The following is a 15957-nucleotide window of genomic DNA, read 5'->3' as shown; positions in this document are numbered from 1 at the left end:
CCACAATTATTTCTTTAAGTTTTCTAACTGTGACTGAACCTGCTTCATCATTTCCTGATATTTAGCCTGTTTTTCTTTTTCTTCATTAATCTTCTTTTCAGGTGCCTTACTTACGAAGTTAGGATTTGCAAGCATTCCATTAACTCTTGCTAATTCCTTGTTTAATCTTTTTACTTCTTTTTCAAGACGTTCTATTTCTTTTGCAATATCAACTAATTCTGCAAATGGCATATATACAATTGCTTTGTGAAGAACTACTGATACGGCATCATCATCAATGCCTGTCTTATCAGCCTGAATAATTACTTCACTTGCATGGCCAAGTGTTGCAAAGAATACTTTACCATTTTCAAATATATTTCTTGTAACTTCATCATCTGATACAACAAATACTTTTGCTTTCTTGCTTGGTTTAACATTCATTTCAGCTCTTGTATTTCTAATACCACGAACTGCTTCTTTAATTAATTCTACTGCATTTTCTTCATTAGCGAAAGCATATTCTTCTGTGTATACAGGCCATGATGAAATCATAATTGATTCTTCTTCATCCTGAATTGTACAGAATATTTCTTCTGTTACAAATGGCATATATGGATGAAGCATCTTTAATGCATCAATTAACACTTTCTTTAATGTCCAAAGTGCTGCATATCTTGTGTCATCTGTTTCACTGTATAATCTAGGTTTAACCATTTCAATGTACCAGTCACAGAATTCTTCCCAGATGAATTCGTAAATCTTATCTGCTGCAATACCAAGTTCGTATTTTTCCATGTTGTCTGTTACATCTTTTACTAATGTATTTAACTTAGATAAAATCCACTTATCAGCATCTGTAAGCTGTTCAGGTTTCTTATTTAAATCAATACCTTCTTCAGGCATGTTCATCATAATAAATCTTGAAGCATTCCATACTTTGTTAGCAAAGTTTCTGCTTGCCTCTACTCTTTCCCAATAGAAACGCATATCATTTCCGGGAGCATTACCTGTAATTAATGTAAATCTAAGAGCATCTGCACCATATTTATCAATTACTTCAAGTGGGTCAATTCCGTTTCCAAGAGACTTACTCATCTTACGTCCCTGTGAGTCTCTTACAAGGCCATGAATAAGTACTGTATCAAATGGAACTTTTCCTGTATGTTCAAGCCCTGAGAACATCATTCTGATTACCCAGAAGAAAATAATATCATATCCTGTTACAAGAACATTTGTAGGATAGAAATAATCCATCTCTTCTGTATTATCAGGCCATCCGAGTGTTGAAAAAGGCCATAATGCTGATGAGAACCATGTATCAAGTGTATCAGGGTCCTGTCTCATTTCTTTACCACACTTAGGACATACTGCATGGTTATCCTTTGTTACAACCATTTCTCCACAGTCATCGCAATAAAATGCAGGAATTCTATGACCCCACCATAACTGACGTGAAATACACCAGTCACGAATATTTTCTAACCAATGGTAATAAGTTTTGTCAAAATGAGGTGGTACAAACTTTGTATCTCCATTCTTAACTGCTTCAATTGCAGGTTTTGCAATTTCTTCCATCTTAACAAACCACTGTTTTGATACTCTCGGTTCAATTGTAGTATGGCATCTGTAACATGTACCTACATTATGTTCATGATCTTCGATCTTAACAAGATATCCTTCTTTATCCAAATCTTCAACAATTGCTTTTCTTGCTTCATATCTGTCCATACCTGCGTATTTTGGATAATCATCAACAATCTTAGCATCATCTGTTAAGACATTAATTACAGGAAGATTGTGTCTAAGGCCTACTTCAAAGTCATTAGGATCATGTGCCGGTGTAATCTTAACAACACCTGTACCAAAGTCAATACCTACATAATCATCTGCTACAATAGGAATCTCTCTTCCAACTAAAGGAAGTGTAAGAGTCTTTCCTACTAAATGCTTATATCTGTCATCATTTGGATTAACTGCTACTGCTGTATCACCAAGTAATGTTTCAGGTCTTGTTGTAGCAAGCTGAATATATCCTGAACCATCTGTTAAAGGATATCTTAAATGCCAGAATTTTCCTGCCTGATCTTCATATTCTACTTCTGCATCTGAAATAGAAGTAAGACAATGTGGACACCAGTTAATGATTCTTTCACCACGGTAAATCTGTCCCTTATTATATAAATTTACAAATACTTCTTTTACAGCCTTTGAACAGCCTTCATCCATTGTAAATCTTTCTCTGTCCCAGTCACATGATGAACCAATTTTCTTAAGCTGTGAAACAATACGTCCACCATACTGTGCTTTCCATTGCCATGCTCTGTCTAAGAATTTTTCTCTTCCTAAATCTTCCTTTGTAATTCCTTCTTCACGCATCTTTTCAACAATCTTAGCTTCTGTTGCAATTGATGCATGGTCAGTTCCAGGAAGCCATAATGCTTCATATCCCTGCATTCTCTTAAAACGTGTAAGTATATCCTGCATTGTGTTATCAAGGGCATGTCCCATATGAAGCTGCCCTGTAATATTTGGTGGTGGCATAACGATTGTAAATGGTTTCTTACTTCTGTCTACTTCTGCATGAAAGTATTTCTTTTCCTGCCATTTTTCATATAATCTGTCTTCAATATCGGCAGGATTATAGTTCTTTTCTAATTCCTTCATTGTGTACTCCTTTAAAATAATTTGTAATCCAGTCTGCAAATTATCATCCTTATGAACGGAAAAAGACAGCTTTAAAATGCTGTCTCTTTTGTATGTTTAAATCCACAGACATTTTCCTAAAAGGGCGAATATCCGCGGTACCACCTTTTGTTTTACTTATCATATCCTTAACGGGGACGAATCGTCATCAGCTACTGATAGTTTTTAAATGTTCACTGATGCTGCTCCAAAGCTACCTTCCCTCGCACTTACTTATAGGTCTTCCACCAACAACCTACTCTCTGTTAAGCAGTTACAAGATACTCCTCTTCATCATAGCATTTATTTTTTCTGTTTTTTATCATAATAATTAAAAAGTTATTTGTCAACTGCCTAAGCTAAACCTTCACAATTTCTTAACTATTTATTTCTACAATATATTCTCTCTTACGTCGGCTAATATAATCTTTCTCAATTGTGTCGTTCCAATTTACATGAATATGAGCCTTAAGCTGTATGATTTCTGTTCTAAGTCTGTTAACTACCTGATCACTTACTTTGTATTTTTCAACATCGTTTTTCAAATTAGTAGCATTACCTGACATAAGGTCACACAATATTATTGACTCTAATGATTCTGCAGCACTATTTAATCTATATGCATTTCTAAATGCCACTAAAGCCTCATCGTACTCAAACAGTCTTGTATAGGCAACTCCTAAATTATTATAAACACTTCCATAAAAAGTTTCTGATAATTCACTATTTGTTCCCTTATTTATAATGCTCTGATAAAAAGAAATTGCCATATTATATTTATGATTATCAAGTAATATGTCTGCCTTAGCCTTTATTCTTTCGGCAGATGTTTTTGAATTAAGCATTACTAAATGTCTTTCTAAATCATCTGCTTCCTTTTGTGTGTAATATCCTGAATTTTTTATTACAAATGCAATCATTTCGCCTAGATTACCATTTTTATTTAATGCCTGTCTTAGCCCTGTTGCTATTGTTGTCTGCTTTAATTCATTTTCAATATAATCAATCAGACTTTCACTAAAAAATTCTTCATCCACTAAATAAAGATAATTATAAAGATAATAATTTAATTCTTCTATCGAATATATATTTTTATTAATTTCAGTTATATAATAAGGTTTTTCTGAGTGCAATGTGCACATTGTGATGTCACTCATACTGTCACTTCCTCTCTAACTACTTTTCCTGAGCTCTCATAGAATTCTCCAAATCCGATATCTTTTATCTCTATTGCAAACTTATTTTCATTTACATATGCAAATTTTATCCGGATTCTTACTGTCTTATTTTTTCTTGCCGGGAAATCCTGTAAATCAATATAAAAGTTTTCTGATTCTTTTGTAATAGGTGACTGTATTGTGAATTTTGCTATTGTCGGTTTATCCAAAATACATTCTGCAACAGCACCTGCTTCGTACCAGTTAGTTCCTATTTTTGAAAGCACAAGCTGTTTCTCGCTTCCCTGATGGTTTACTTCCATAGAAACATTTACCTTAGTTCTTCCCTTACAGGATATGATATAATCACTAAAATTTGAAATATAAAACAATTCTTTAGCACCATAAACTGCACCTTTTACTATCAGGTTATTTCCTTTAAATACACGTCGGTTGTTACATGTTTTTTTAAGTGTATTTTTCCAGTCTCCACTATAAAAACCTTCACCTGAAAAATATACTGCTGAAATAACGTGTTCATTCAATTCTTCGTCCATAAAATCTTCAAGAATTTTGTCAGCCTCATCAATATCTGTTTTAATATTATCAAATGTTAAAACATCATCTAATTTTTTCGTTTCTACATCTGCTATATGTGCTTCTCTTGTATGTCTTATGCTAAGTCTTCTATAAACAAGCCCCTGCTGTGAAAAATCCAACATTAAAACATTATTTACCCACACATCTTTATGCTGGTTTAACACATAGTAGATAAAACTTTCTGAATGGCTTAATATTTTTGTATTTTCTTTCTTATATCCTAAAGCTTCTATAGTTTCATAAAAGCATTCCATTATTTCCACTGTCAAATTATCTACTGTCATTACAATGCTTTTAATTATCTGCCCGTTTGTGTAATTTGCCGCTAATTTTACAAAATAAGCTATATATGCTTTCATCATTGCTCTATTCTGGTCTTTTAACTCATCATAAAACAATGCTTCCGGTAGGTTTGTAACAACTTTTCCACTTTCTCTCTGGCTTCTGTTAATTGCCTCTTCGCCTACTGACCATTCTTTTAATTCATCATTAAAAAACATAACTGTAGGTACAAGAAAATGCTTATCCTGTCCAACGCTAATTGATTCAGGCTCCCCTGCATCATTCAAAAATGCCAACTGAGAAAAATCACTTGAAAAATCTATTCCAAGAATAAGTGCTTTATTATTCATTGTTATTCCTCCTGCCTATAGTAACTTAAATAACTGTTCTGATGCATCCGTATGAAGTTCATATGTTTCCATAAGTTCTCTTACATCCTTGTCTCTGTGAAGTTCTTTGCAAATCATCATGCCGTTAAGCATTCCAAATCTTCCTTCATCATTAAAAATATCTTTCTGATTTATTTTCATTGTATATTTCTTTGTCTCAATACTGTCAGTTTCAGATATTTCTTCAAAATAATATTCTATTTCTTCTCCAAAGAACATAATTACATCTTTTGTAAATATTCCTGAATAAACACTACGCATTTCTTCAGTTTTTTCCTTTGTTTCGCCTGTTATGGATTTTATCTTATAAGTAATGTATACTTTATTCTTTGGATTTGTACGATAGTCAATTATGGTTTTATCCACTATATTGTATGGGACTGCAAACCATTTATTAAACTTCTTATAAAATTCAAATACAATATTCTTTTTAGCTAACTGACTCATCAGTTTCTTTGATGTTTCAATCTGTTCCTGTGTTACATGCTCACTTTCAATCACATGTGACAAATATCCGATTTTTGAAATAACTGTCACTTCCGTTCCATCCTTAATATCCTGCTGCATTATATCCCATGTTGAATCCGGACAAGGAATATTTTTAACAAAATAATTATATGAAACATATGTGTAAAACGCTTTTCTAATTGTTGCATATGAAGGATTCTGTACATATTTATTAAATATTCCATGAATTCTTTCACTTACATCCCCTTCAAAAATGCACTGAACAAGTAGTCTTTCCGTCAATGTGTTTTCAATTATGTTCTTTTTATTAATTTCCTCATATAACATGAACATTTCTTCGTTTGTTCCAAGGAAAAATCTTCCAAGATAAGCAAGAATTACTCTTGTAACCTTATTCATCCTAAATAATTTCACACACATTTCAAGTATAAAAGCATCTTCTTCAAACTCTGTTTCTTTAATTATTCCTGTACAAAATTCTTCAACACTTTCATCGCTTAATCTTTCCGGACCATATTCTAATATATACGGATATACACTCTTATATTTCTTATTTGCAATAAGTATTGACATTATTTTATTTCTGGAGTCTTTATCTAACTCGTTCATATTCATTTCCATTACATAATCATCATACTCATCTAAATAAGAATTCTTATAATAGTAAGAAACAATTTCATTTAAAAGATATTTTCTATATGTTCCTCTTATATTTTCAACATTAAGCATATCCTTTAACATCTGTAAAATATCAACATTTGCTGATTTTTTTATGTTTTTTTCTATCTTTGCTAACTTTAAGTAGATGCTTCCATTATCTACCTCAGAAATCTTAACATTTCTTAAAATTTTCCTGCATGTATATTCTATATTTACGTATTTGTTTCTATCTTTGTCCACAAATATTATTACAGGGTTGTCTGTATATATTTCAACAAAAGCCTCTCCTCCATTAAGGTGAACCTGCTGAGGTTCGTCTAATTCTTTATGGTATATTATAACTTCTGTAATATTTGGATTATCAACAGTTATTCTCCATGCATTTAATATACTAGGTAATGATTTTGTCATTCTGTTGTTAACAAAATGTGGTGTGAGCATTTTTTTGTACAATTCAATAAGATTATTATCAATATGCTTATTAATAATCTCTTCTTCTACATATTTTTCTAATCCGGCTTTGTATTTTTTATACATCTCACTTGCCTGGTCAAAATATTTAATTATATTCTGATATAAATATGCTTTATTATAGGCTAATGTTTCCATTGTAAACGCAAAGTATTTGTATATCTGTGGATATAATTTAAACATTTTTGTTGTATCAATTGTGTACATATAATACTCGTAAAGTTTTGTTACTTTGACATCATGTTTAACTCCGGCATCATACCATTTAAAATAGAACTGTTTCTTTTTGTCTCCGCTTACAAGCATCTGGCAAATTCCTTCCAGTACTTTCACATCTTCTGTCTTTTCATATAAATCAGCCAATATTTCAAATTTTATTTTGTCAAATTGTTTTTCTTTTTCAAACAAAGTAACTATCTGCTTATTTAAATTGTCATTGTACATATCATATTTATTTATGAATCTCAAAAGTAATAATTCAAATTTATTTATAACCCTTAATAGTTCCGGTTGCTTTGAAATTATTTTTGCCGCTTCATACAACATCACAGGACTTGTACATCCTTTATTAAACTGATCTTTTACCAAAGTATATTTAAGACTTGGATTTTGGTCATATCTGTCATCCATGTACATTAACATCCACAATAATTTCCATGAATCATAACCATTTTCATAATAGTTCTTTATTTCTTTTCGAACTTCTTCTGTGTAAGTAGCATTTTGCTTATATATCGTTTTCAAATATAAATAATAGCAATATGCTTCAACACTCTTAAGTTTGTTATTTGTCTTACTTACTGATACTAATTTTGACAATTGCATAAGATATGAAGTAATCTGTTCTTCTTCACCATCTAATATTGTAAGTTGAGTTTTTATCAACAATGCCATTATATCTTCATTGTTATAATGTAATCTTTTCTCTGCAATGTCCTCTGTTGACTTTTTCCAATCTAATGAGTTTATCTTTCCGGTACGGAAATTCATATATAATCTCATCACATCAATAATATCCTTTTTATTTTCGATATATTTAGATATATCTTCTGTAGGATTGTTAACATGAATTTTATATGTTAAGGTCTGATTAACTGTCTTTAACACAATTTCTGCATAATTACTGCCCCTGTGTAATTTGAATGGATTTATCAAATATTCATATTCGCAGGTGTTTCCAATAAAATTGTCCAGATTTATTTCATTTTTGCAGTTATGAAGTATTTCACCATTAATTTCAACTTTTATGTCTACATATCCCCAACCACTCTTTGTAATTTTAAGAGAGTCTGCATAAGATTCCTTTATATCTTCGTATGTCTTTTCATTATCTACAATACTGATTGTAACAGGTTCTTTAAGGCCTTTTTTAACAAGGAATTCTTCCATTGCTATCTCTTTGTTATAATTTTTCATCAATTCATTGTACAAGGCTCTTGTATAAACATCCTGTCCGATAATGTTGTGTTTAAATTCTCTTGACATAAACAATTTAATAGCTTCCTCATGAGAATACTGAACTAATTTTGTAAAATCCTCAAGATTATTTATTGGGCCCATTGAAGATTCTATATTTTCTTCCTTCACATGAATATTAAAATTAACAGAAAACTCTCCGGCATTTGATACTATGTCTATTTTACCTGACACATCGTCTCCCGGATAAAGATGTTCAGTATTCGCCTCAAATCTGATTGTATTGTCTTTTCCTAAAAACTGATCATTTTTTAGTTTCAAATGATAATCTGAAGAATATACCACTCCTTTTATATTCATATTTGATTCAGAGCGGATGTTAAATGAGCCGTAGGCTATCTCCCCTTTTGCTAACACCATATCAAAGCTATTATGGGAAATCTGTGCCTTAGGCACTTCATAATCTACATTTCCAATTGCTAATTTTTCTATTAATGCTTTCAATTTATCACCTTTCTAATCACTCTAGTGCTATCCCTTTATCTTTTTAAAATGTTCTTTTACTTTAACTTCGTATCCTAAATCTCCCGGATTGTAAAATACTTCATTTACAAGCTCATCCGGCAAATATTGCTGATTAACATAATGATTTTCATAATCGTGTGCATATTTGTAGCCATCACCATGTCCAAGCTTTGCTGCGCCTTTATAATGTGCATCCATTAAGTGAACCGGTATTCGTGATATCTTTGTATTCTGTACTGCACTCATCGCCTTCTCTAATCCCATATAAGAAGCGTTGCTTTTCGGTGCAGTAGCCATATATACCACTGCCTCTGCCAATATTATCTTTGCTTCAGGCATTCCAATCTGGTGGACGGCATTTGCAGCAGACACGGCAACTGTTAATGCATTAGGATCTGCCATTCCCACATCTTCCGCCGCTGATATCATAATTCGTCTTGCTATAAATTCAACACTTTCACCTGCATAAAGCATTTTTGCCAAATAGTAAAGTGCCGCATCAGGATCTGAGCCTCTCATACTTTTTATAAATGCAGATACTGTATCATAATGGTTGTCTCCTGATTTATCATATCGGATGGCTCTTTTCTGAATACATTGTTCTGCAACTTCCATTGTTATGTGGATTGTTCCATCTTCACTTTTATCAGTAGTTAAAATTCCTAATTCAATAGCATTTAATGCTGTTCTTGCATCACCATTTGAAATTTCGGCTAAAAAGTCAGCCGCATCATCATCTATTCTCGCATTAAACGCTCCCATTCCTTTTTCTTTATCATTAACTGCTCTTAAAATTAGCTGTTTTATATTCTCTGTCGAAAGCGGCTTTAATTCAAACACAATAGAACGTGAAATTAAAGCCCCATTAACTTCAAAGTATGGATTTTCAGTGGTTGCCCCTATAAGAATTAACGTTCCATCTTCTACAAATGGTAAAAGGTAATCCTGCTGTCCCTTATTAAAGCGATGAATTTCATCTACAAACAATATAGTCTTTCTTCCATACATTCCCATTGTCTGTTTAGCCTTTTCCACTACTTCTTCCATATCTTTCTTGCCTGCAACAGTAGCATTTATCTGAGTAAATTCTGCACTTGTTGTATTCGCAATTACTTTTGCCAATGTTGTTTTCCCAGTCCCAGGCGGTCCATAAAAAATAATTGAACTTAACTTATCTGCTTTAATTGCTCTATATAAAAGTTTATCTTTACCTATAATATGCTCCTGTCCAACTACTTCGTCTAATGTTGTTGGTCTTAGCCTGCTTGCTAATGGAGAATCCTTCTCCATATTTTCATTTCTCATAAAATCAAATAAATCCATTGATTTCACTTCCTTATTTTACTTTTAATTACTCACTTGTGAATTATCTGACCCAATAATCAAAATTATTTTAACACAATATACCTTTAGAATAGTACTTTAAGGCATATCCGTTTTTTATTTTATCACATTTTACCTTCTTTTTGTACATTATCTACGAATTAGAACAGTATTACCAATTACTGCTTAAATATGGCATCAAAGTTGGGGCGTTTGCCCTAACATCATAATAAATGTTTATTCACATTCCACAATTTTACTTTAAGGCTTAGATTATTATGCCCTGATAGTAAGCTTATCAAATATATTTGTGCTTTTTTCGCGCATTTTGCTTAATTTAATTAAGTTTTTACTTTTCTTTTTTTGTTTTTCTTAAGTTTTATTGTTGTCTTTTCTTAATTATGTTAAAGTTCTACTTAATGGCGTCTATGCTAATGTAGCTATAGACTCTAATTACTAAACATAGATTTTTCTATGTACAATAGGAGGTCACTATGAACAACATAAATGAAAACATACCTGATCAGATTACACCACAGATATTAAAATATGCAGACAGATGCATTAATAATTCATGTATTGATGAATCTCTCTATAATTTATACGATGTTAAGAGAGGTCTTCGTGATAAAAACGGTAAAGGTGTTCTTACAGGCCTTACCGAAATCGGTGATGTTCATTCCTACGATATGATTGACGGAAAAGCTGTTCCTTGTGAAGGAAAACTTTTTTACCGTGGAATAGATATTGAAGATATTGTTAAAGGTTTTTTAGATGAAAACCGCTTTGGTTTTGAAGAAGTTACATATCTTTTATTATTTGGTGAACTTCCAACAGCAAAAAGATTAGAAAATTTCACAAATTTATTATCTGAATACAGAACTCTTCCACCTAGCTTTGTAAGAGATATTATTATGAAAGCACCAAGTAGAGATATGATGAACATGCTTGCACGTAGTGTACTTACACTTTACTCTTATGACGATAATCCTGATGATACATCAATTCCAAATGTTTTACGTCAAAGTTTAAGTCTTATTGCAAGAGTTCCACTTATCAGTGTTTATGGATACCATGCCCATAACCACTATCATCATGGACAAAGCCTTCATATAAACACACCGGACCCTAACATGTCCACGGCTGAGAATATATTAAGATTACTTAGACCTGATGGAAGTTTTACTCCGCTTGAAGCAAAAATCCTTGACTTAGCTCTTGTTCTTCATGCTGAACATGGTGGTGGTAATAACTCTACATTTACAACTCATGTTGTTTCTTCTTCAGGAACGGACACTTATTCTGCAATCGCAGCTTCTCTTGGTTCACTTAAAGGTCCAAGACATGGTGGCGCTAACATTAAAGTTAAACAGATGTTTGACCATATGAAAGAAACAGTTTCTAATTGGAACGACGATGAAGAAATTTCAAATTATTTGCATGCAATACTTGATAAGAGAATCTTTGATAAATCAGGTTTGATTTATGGAATCGGTCATGCTGTTTACTCTATTTCTGACCCTAGAGCAAAAATTCTTGAAGGCTTTGCTAAAAAGCTTGCACAGGAAAAAGGTCTTATGGATGAGTATCAGCTTTACAATAATGTTGCCCGACTTGCTCCTGAGGTTATTGCAAGTTGCAAGCCAATGCAGAAAAATGTAAGTGCAAATGTTGATTTCTACAGTGGATTTATATATTCTTCACTTGGACTTCCTGACGGATTGTTTACTCCTATGTTTGCATCTGCCAGAATTTCAGGCTGGTGTGCACATCGTATTGAAGAAATCATTAATGCCGGAAAGATTATCAGACCTGCATATATGAATGTTGCGAAAAAGACAAAGTACGTTGCACTTAACGACAGACATACAACTATTGTATAATATATATTTGATTTAGATATTAGTTTAAAATTAGATATTAATGCATAAAAAGATACTACGGATTTTCTAATATATCCGCAGTATCTTTTTTATATTTTACAGAAGCCTTATTCCCTACAATTTTAACTTTAACATTTTTAACCATTGCAGGTTTGTCTGCTTTAGCCTCTGCTTGCATTGATGGTTCCACCTGAACAGTTTTATTTAGTGCTAAAATTGTACCGTGAATTTAGGAATATAATTTTCTCCCTCTCAATCAATTAGTTTAATTATATAAAAATGTAGCTTGTAATTCAACGTAAAAAATATTTCATTATCAAATATCTCTCAAATCTAAAATATTAATTATCTTTATTTGCTCATCTTTTCTTTTAAATTTAAAATATTTTTTTCAATCTCAGATATTACCTCCATAAACGCATCGTCACTACCGCCGGTTGGATCCTGCAATCCCCAATTATAATCGAAGTTCCTGCCAATATATGGGCAGCCAACATCGCACCCCATGGAAATGGCTATGTCCGGTGTTGGAACTTTATCATAGGTCTTACTATACTGATTTTTTTCCATATCTATATTATATAACTTCTTCATAATTCTTACTGCATCCTGATTAATCTGCGGCTTTGTCTCTGTTCCTGCTGAATAACACTCTAACACATCTCCTGCAAGATGATTTCCCAATGCTTCCGCAATCTGGCTTCTACACGAATTATGTACGCATACAAATACGACTTTTTTCTTATTCATGAAATCCTCCTCTCATATGGTTAGATATTTTTACAAGTGTAAGCAACAATATGTTTATACATATATATATCAAATTTTTTCAAATTTTCTTGTTTTCTGCTTACGAATTTTACTGTAAAAAATTTGCAATTACTTAAGCATAAATTTCATTATAACCGGCTGATGATCAGAATATGCAAATCCTGTGTCAGCCACCTCATATGATGTCATTTCTACATTATCAGATATTATAAACCCATCTAATGTAACTACATATGTTTTTCCCGGAATGTATTCCATATCTGCATTTCTTGCCGATTCAGGCATTTGTTCTAACTCATCCTGTGACAGTTTATCCATTGCAAACGTCACCCCTTGTGGCATTTCGCTTCTTGGGAACGGATATGCCCAACTTTCAGTTTCGTCACTTTTTGCTTCATCTGCTTTCAAATCATGATTAAAATCTCCGCCGCAAATAACATAATTTCCGTCTTCTACTTCCTTTTCCATATCTTTAAAAAGCATATTTAATTGAGCTTCTCTTATTTCATCGCTATTTCCATATGCTGATAAATGAACCGTAAATAAAACTAATTCTTTCCCATTTTCAACATTTATTCTGCTTATTGAATAGCATCTGTCTAAATCAAGGAATTTAGAAAATCCTGTTGAAATTGGAAGACTTCTTCGCAATGAATCTGTTATTTTGAATTTAGAATATAAGACAATTCCCGAATATGATTTTCCTATAGGTTTATAAAATGGATAAAATAAATATGCTGAATTATAATTTACCGCAAAACTACTATAATAATCATCAAAAATGTCAGTTATAATATTTTCCTGATTTACTCCATAACTTCTTGTTGATTTTCTATCTACTTCTTCAAACATCATAAAATCAGGATTGTAACCATTGCTTAATGAAGCTGCTCCCTTTATTGCATCGGTACTGCTTTCCTTACTGTAACATCTGGAATATTTCCCTCCGTCCATGAAGAAACTGTAATCAGGAAGATACGCTCCAAATCCTACATTGTATGTTCCTATTGTATATTCTACATTTGTATTAACCTTATCACTTATATTTTCACTTTTAACTTTAGGTTCATTTATTTTTAATTTCTTATTATCATCTATCCTGTTATATGAAATGAAAACGTAAGCTGCATACACTAAAACTACAATTATTATAATTATAAGCACTGCTAAAATAGCTTTAATAACCTTTTTTAATATATTCATTTTATATCCTTTGTTTAACTGTGATTTATATAAATTTGTTTTCACATCTATGTGTAATTCATCTATCTCTATACAAATTTATTTAATTCTACATTATACTCATAGTTAATTGTCTTTAATTTATTTACGATATCTTCTTTCTCAACATCTCTTGTTTTGCAAAATCCATCCAAATCCTGATGCGTATCTCTAAGTGCTGTATTTACTACACTAAGTAACATAACCGGATCATTTGGTAAACCTGTCATAATAATTCTCCTTTTTATCTTACACCCCAAATTAAATATCCTATAATGATTCCTACAATTATACCTATAATCATATGCACAATTCTCATTATATCCATTTCTTTTGGTTCATTTTCTTTATTCTTTGACCTGCTTTGTATCTTTTCCTGTTTTTTCTTTTGTGAAATATTAAATCTTACAATGTCTATTGTAAGAACAATTCCACCTATAACAGCTATCGCTTCTGCTATCAAAGTTATAATAAACGCCTCCGGAAATTTAAAAGCGAAAAATACTGCAATAATTCCAATAATGGCTGATGGTGTTGCAATACCTATAGCAATTTTTCCCGGCAATGTTGGTGTATATTTTAAATAATCATATTTTTTATCCATTTAGTGCCTCTATTCTCTTAAAATAATGCAGTTAACGCTCCAAATACGCCTGCACTTCCAAGTCCCATTATAATTCCTGCCAAAAGAACTCCACCCATTACAGCGATTACACTTGATTTAAAATCCATATCAAGAAAACTTGCTGCTAAAGTTCCTGTCCATGCACCTGTTCCCGGAAGTGGAATTCCCACAAATAAAAACAATGCTACAAATAGTCCTTTTCCTGCTGTTTCCTGTAGTTTCTTTCCGCCTTTTTCACCCTTTTCTATACAAAAAGTAAAGAATTTTCCAATATGTTTTTTATCTTTTCCCCAAATCAATACTTTTCTTGCAAAAAGATAAATGATTGGAACCGGAAGCATATTTCCTATAACACAGATAATATAAGAAGCTAATAAAGGCATTCCAATTGCTTGTGAATAAATTAACGCTCCTCTAAGTTCAACAAGAGGAACCATTGAAATCAAAAATATTATGATGTAATTTAACATAAAACTCTCCTTAAATAATTTTTCTAATACTATACCAGCATTTTGAAGTATAACATTCCCTATTGTTTTTCACAAGTCCTTTTGGGGATTGCTTTGTTGCTTCTCTACGTTAATAATGCCCCAAAATCAAGCAATCTTATTTTTTTATTTACTATTTATCTCTTCTTATAATTTGCTTATTTGAATTCATTTTATCAACTGTAACAAATACATAATCCTGTTTCTTTAATTCTTTTATAACAGTTTGTGCTGCATCAACAGAGCTTTCAAATATGTCATGCATTAAAATAATATCTCCATTTTTTACGTTTTTTAAAATTTTATCAGTTACAATGTCCTTATTTTTATATTTCCAATCTAACGGGTCAACATTCCACATAACTACAGACATTGATGTTTCGCTTAAAAGTTCATCAGTAAAACTGCCAAACGGTGGACGTATGTATTCCGGGGTATATCCTGAAATATTTGTAATCCATGCATTTGTAGTATTAATCTCCTCTACCGCCTCATCAAATCCTAATTTCGTTAACTGACTATGATTAAATGTATGATTTCCAATCAGATGGCCTTCATTTTTCATTCTTATAACAATATCTTCATTTTCTTTTATATTTTTCCCAACTAAAAAAAACGTCGCCTTTACATTTTCTTCTTTCAAAATATCTAACAGTCTTGGTGTACATTCACTGCTTGGTCCGTCATCAAAAGTTAAAGCAACTCTCTTTATGTTTTTATATTTATTTATGGTTTTCAAATTATTTTCTGCTGTTTCTATAGTTTTTTTCTTCAAATTTCCCATTATAAATAAAAGCGGCAATATCATAATTAATGCAATAATCCACCATTTTTTTAACTTCATTTAAATCCTCTAAATCTTACTTTATGTTTGTTTTTTCTTCTTTAAATTATATATATTTGTAAAGTGGAATATGTTTAATAGGACGTTTTAAACAAAATAAAAAGCTGAATTACCAACATGTTAATATGATTCCTGTTATTACACAAGTCCATATTTTATGCTAATAATTC

Annotated in this window: 13 protein-coding genes and 1 other annotated feature; of the genes, 1 reads left to right on the top strand and 12 read right to left on the bottom strand. The window is 31.7% G+C overall.

Features of this window, described 5'->3' with window-relative positions:
- Positions 1-6: 6 nt before the first annotated feature.
- The 5 genes from ABMA45_RS02540 to ABMA45_RS02520 all read right to left on the bottom strand — a co-directional run bounded on the left by ABMA45_RS02540 (position 7) and on the right by ABMA45_RS02520 (position 9955).
- The gene (locus tag ABMA45_RS02540) at positions 7-2646 is read right to left on the bottom strand and encodes a valine--tRNA ligase (RefSeq protein ID WP_022088314.1); all 2640 of its coding nucleotides are present in this window, start codon (positions 2644-2646) and stop codon (positions 7-9) included.
- Between the two features lie 117 nt (positions 2647-2763).
- Positions 2764-2971, bottom strand: a binding site (T-box leader).
- Between the two features lie 70 nt (positions 2972-3041).
- The gene (locus ABMA45_RS02535; RefSeq protein ID WP_022088313.1) at positions 3042-3821 is read right to left on the bottom strand and encodes a tetratricopeptide repeat protein; all 780 of its coding nucleotides are present in this window, start codon (positions 3819-3821) and stop codon (positions 3042-3044) included.
- Positions 3818-5053, bottom strand: a complete 1236-nt coding sequence (locus tag ABMA45_RS02530; RefSeq protein ID WP_022088312.1) for a DUF5716 family protein — start codon at positions 5051-5053, stop codon at positions 3818-3820. The genes ABMA45_RS02535 and ABMA45_RS02530 overlap by 4 nt, the downstream gene beginning before the upstream one ends.
- Before the next feature lie 15 nt (positions 5054-5068).
- Positions 5069-8611: a DUF5717 family protein gene (locus tag ABMA45_RS02525; protein ID WP_022088311.1), complete on the bottom strand. Its 3543-nt coding sequence runs from the start codon at positions 8609-8611 to the stop codon at positions 5069-5071.
- A 27-nt stretch (positions 8612-8638) separates the two neighbouring features.
- Complete coding sequence (locus tag ABMA45_RS02520; RefSeq protein WP_022088310.1) at positions 8639-9955, bottom strand: replication-associated recombination protein A; 1317 nt, start codon at positions 9953-9955, stop codon at positions 8639-8641.
- A 494-nt stretch (positions 9956-10449) separates the two neighbouring features.
- Here ABMA45_RS02520 and ABMA45_RS02515 point away from each other — a divergent pair, with 494 nt between their 5' ends.
- On the top strand, positions 10450-11838 hold the full coding sequence (locus ABMA45_RS02515; protein WP_022088309.1) for a citrate/2-methylcitrate synthase: 1389 nt from the start codon (positions 10450-10452) through the stop codon (positions 11836-11838).
- Positions 11839-11893: 55 nt separating this feature from the next.
- On the opposite strand, the gene ABMA45_RS02510 is transcribed toward ABMA45_RS02515, so the two are convergent.
- The 7 genes from ABMA45_RS02510 to ABMA45_RS02480 all read right to left on the bottom strand — a co-directional run bounded on the left by ABMA45_RS02510 (position 11894) and on the right by ABMA45_RS02480 (position 15787).
- Positions 11894-12016, bottom strand: coding sequence for a hypothetical protein (locus ABMA45_RS02510; RefSeq protein ID WP_022088308.1), 123 nt, complete (start codon positions 12014-12016; stop codon positions 11894-11896).
- Positions 12017-12189: 173 nt separating this feature from the next.
- The gene (locus ABMA45_RS02505) at positions 12190-12588 is read right to left on the bottom strand and encodes an arsenate reductase/protein-tyrosine-phosphatase family protein (protein ID WP_022088307.1); all 399 of its coding nucleotides are present in this window, start codon (positions 12586-12588) and stop codon (positions 12190-12192) included.
- 129 nt (positions 12589-12717) lie between these two features.
- Positions 12718-13812, bottom strand: coding sequence for an endonuclease/exonuclease/phosphatase family protein (locus ABMA45_RS02500; RefSeq protein ID WP_022088306.1), 1095 nt, complete (start codon positions 13810-13812; stop codon positions 12718-12720).
- A gap of 68 nt (positions 13813-13880) precedes the next feature.
- The gene (locus ABMA45_RS02495; protein WP_022088305.1) at positions 13881-14060 is read right to left on the bottom strand and encodes a DUF4250 domain-containing protein; all 180 of its coding nucleotides are present in this window, start codon (positions 14058-14060) and stop codon (positions 13881-13883) included.
- A gap of 14 nt (positions 14061-14074) precedes the next feature.
- Complete coding sequence (locus tag ABMA45_RS02490) at positions 14075-14434, bottom strand: hypothetical protein (RefSeq protein WP_022088304.1); 360 nt, start codon at positions 14432-14434, stop codon at positions 14075-14077.
- 17 nt (positions 14435-14451) lie between these two features.
- Positions 14452-14925 (bottom strand): COG2426 family protein, encoded by a 474-nt coding sequence (locus ABMA45_RS02485; RefSeq protein ID WP_022088303.1) that lies wholly within the window; start codon positions 14923-14925, stop codon positions 14452-14454.
- Positions 14926-15076: 151 nt separating this feature from the next.
- Positions 15077-15787: a polysaccharide deacetylase family protein gene (locus ABMA45_RS02480; RefSeq protein ID WP_022088302.1), complete on the bottom strand. Its 711-nt coding sequence runs from the start codon at positions 15785-15787 to the stop codon at positions 15077-15079.
- Positions 15788-15957 lie beyond the last annotated feature (170 nt).

Origin of the sequence: Eubacterium sp. CAG:156 (assembly GCF_000434315.1) — a bacterium.
Lineage (GTDB): Bacteria > Bacillota > Clostridia > Lachnospirales > Lachnospiraceae > Eubacterium_U > Eubacterium_U album.
The sequence above is the reverse complement of the archived record's forward strand: the minus strand, read 5'-3'. Positions and strand labels throughout refer to the sequence as shown.

Excerpts from the sequence above, each read along its gene's own strand:
- ABMA45_RS02535 (WP_022088313.1), bottom strand. The coding sequence starts at position 3,821 with ATGAGTGACATCACAATGTGCACATTGCACTCAGAAAAACCTTATTAT.
- ABMA45_RS02540 (WP_022088314.1), bottom strand. The coding sequence starts at position 2,646 with ATGAAGGAATTAGAAAAGAACTATAATCCTGCCGATATTGAAGACAGA.
- ABMA45_RS02490 (WP_022088304.1), bottom strand. The coding sequence starts at position 14,434 with ATGGATAAAAAATATGATTATTTAAAATATACACCAACATTGCCGGGA.
- ABMA45_RS02520 (WP_022088310.1), bottom strand. The coding sequence starts at position 9,955 with ATGGATTTATTTGATTTTATGAGAAATGAAAATATGGAGAAGGATTCT.
- ABMA45_RS02495 (WP_022088305.1), bottom strand. The coding sequence starts at position 14,060 with ATGACAGGTTTACCAAATGATCCGGTTATGTTACTTAGTGTAGTAAAT.
- ABMA45_RS02515 (WP_022088309.1), top strand. The coding sequence starts at position 10,450 with ATGAACAACATAAATGAAAACATACCTGATCAGATTACACCACAGATA.
- ABMA45_RS02510 (WP_022088308.1), bottom strand. The coding sequence starts at position 12,016 with ATGCAAGCAGAGGCTAAAGCAGACAAACCTGCAATGGTTAAAAATGTT.
- ABMA45_RS02485 (WP_022088303.1), bottom strand. The coding sequence starts at position 14,925 with ATGTTAAATTACATCATAATATTTTTGATTTCAATGGTTCCTCTTGTT.
- ABMA45_RS02505 (WP_022088307.1), bottom strand. The coding sequence starts at position 12,588 with ATGAATAAGAAAAAAGTCGTATTTGTATGCGTACATAATTCGTGTAGA.
- ABMA45_RS02530 (WP_022088312.1), bottom strand. The coding sequence starts at position 5,053 with ATGAATAATAAAGCACTTATTCTTGGAATAGATTTTTCAAGTGATTTT.
- ABMA45_RS02500 (WP_022088306.1), bottom strand. The coding sequence starts at position 13,812 with ATGAATATATTAAAAAAGGTTATTAAAGCTATTTTAGCAGTGCTTATA.
- ABMA45_RS02480 (WP_022088302.1), bottom strand. The coding sequence starts at position 15,787 with ATGAAGTTAAAAAAATGGTGGATTATTGCATTAATTATGATATTGCCG.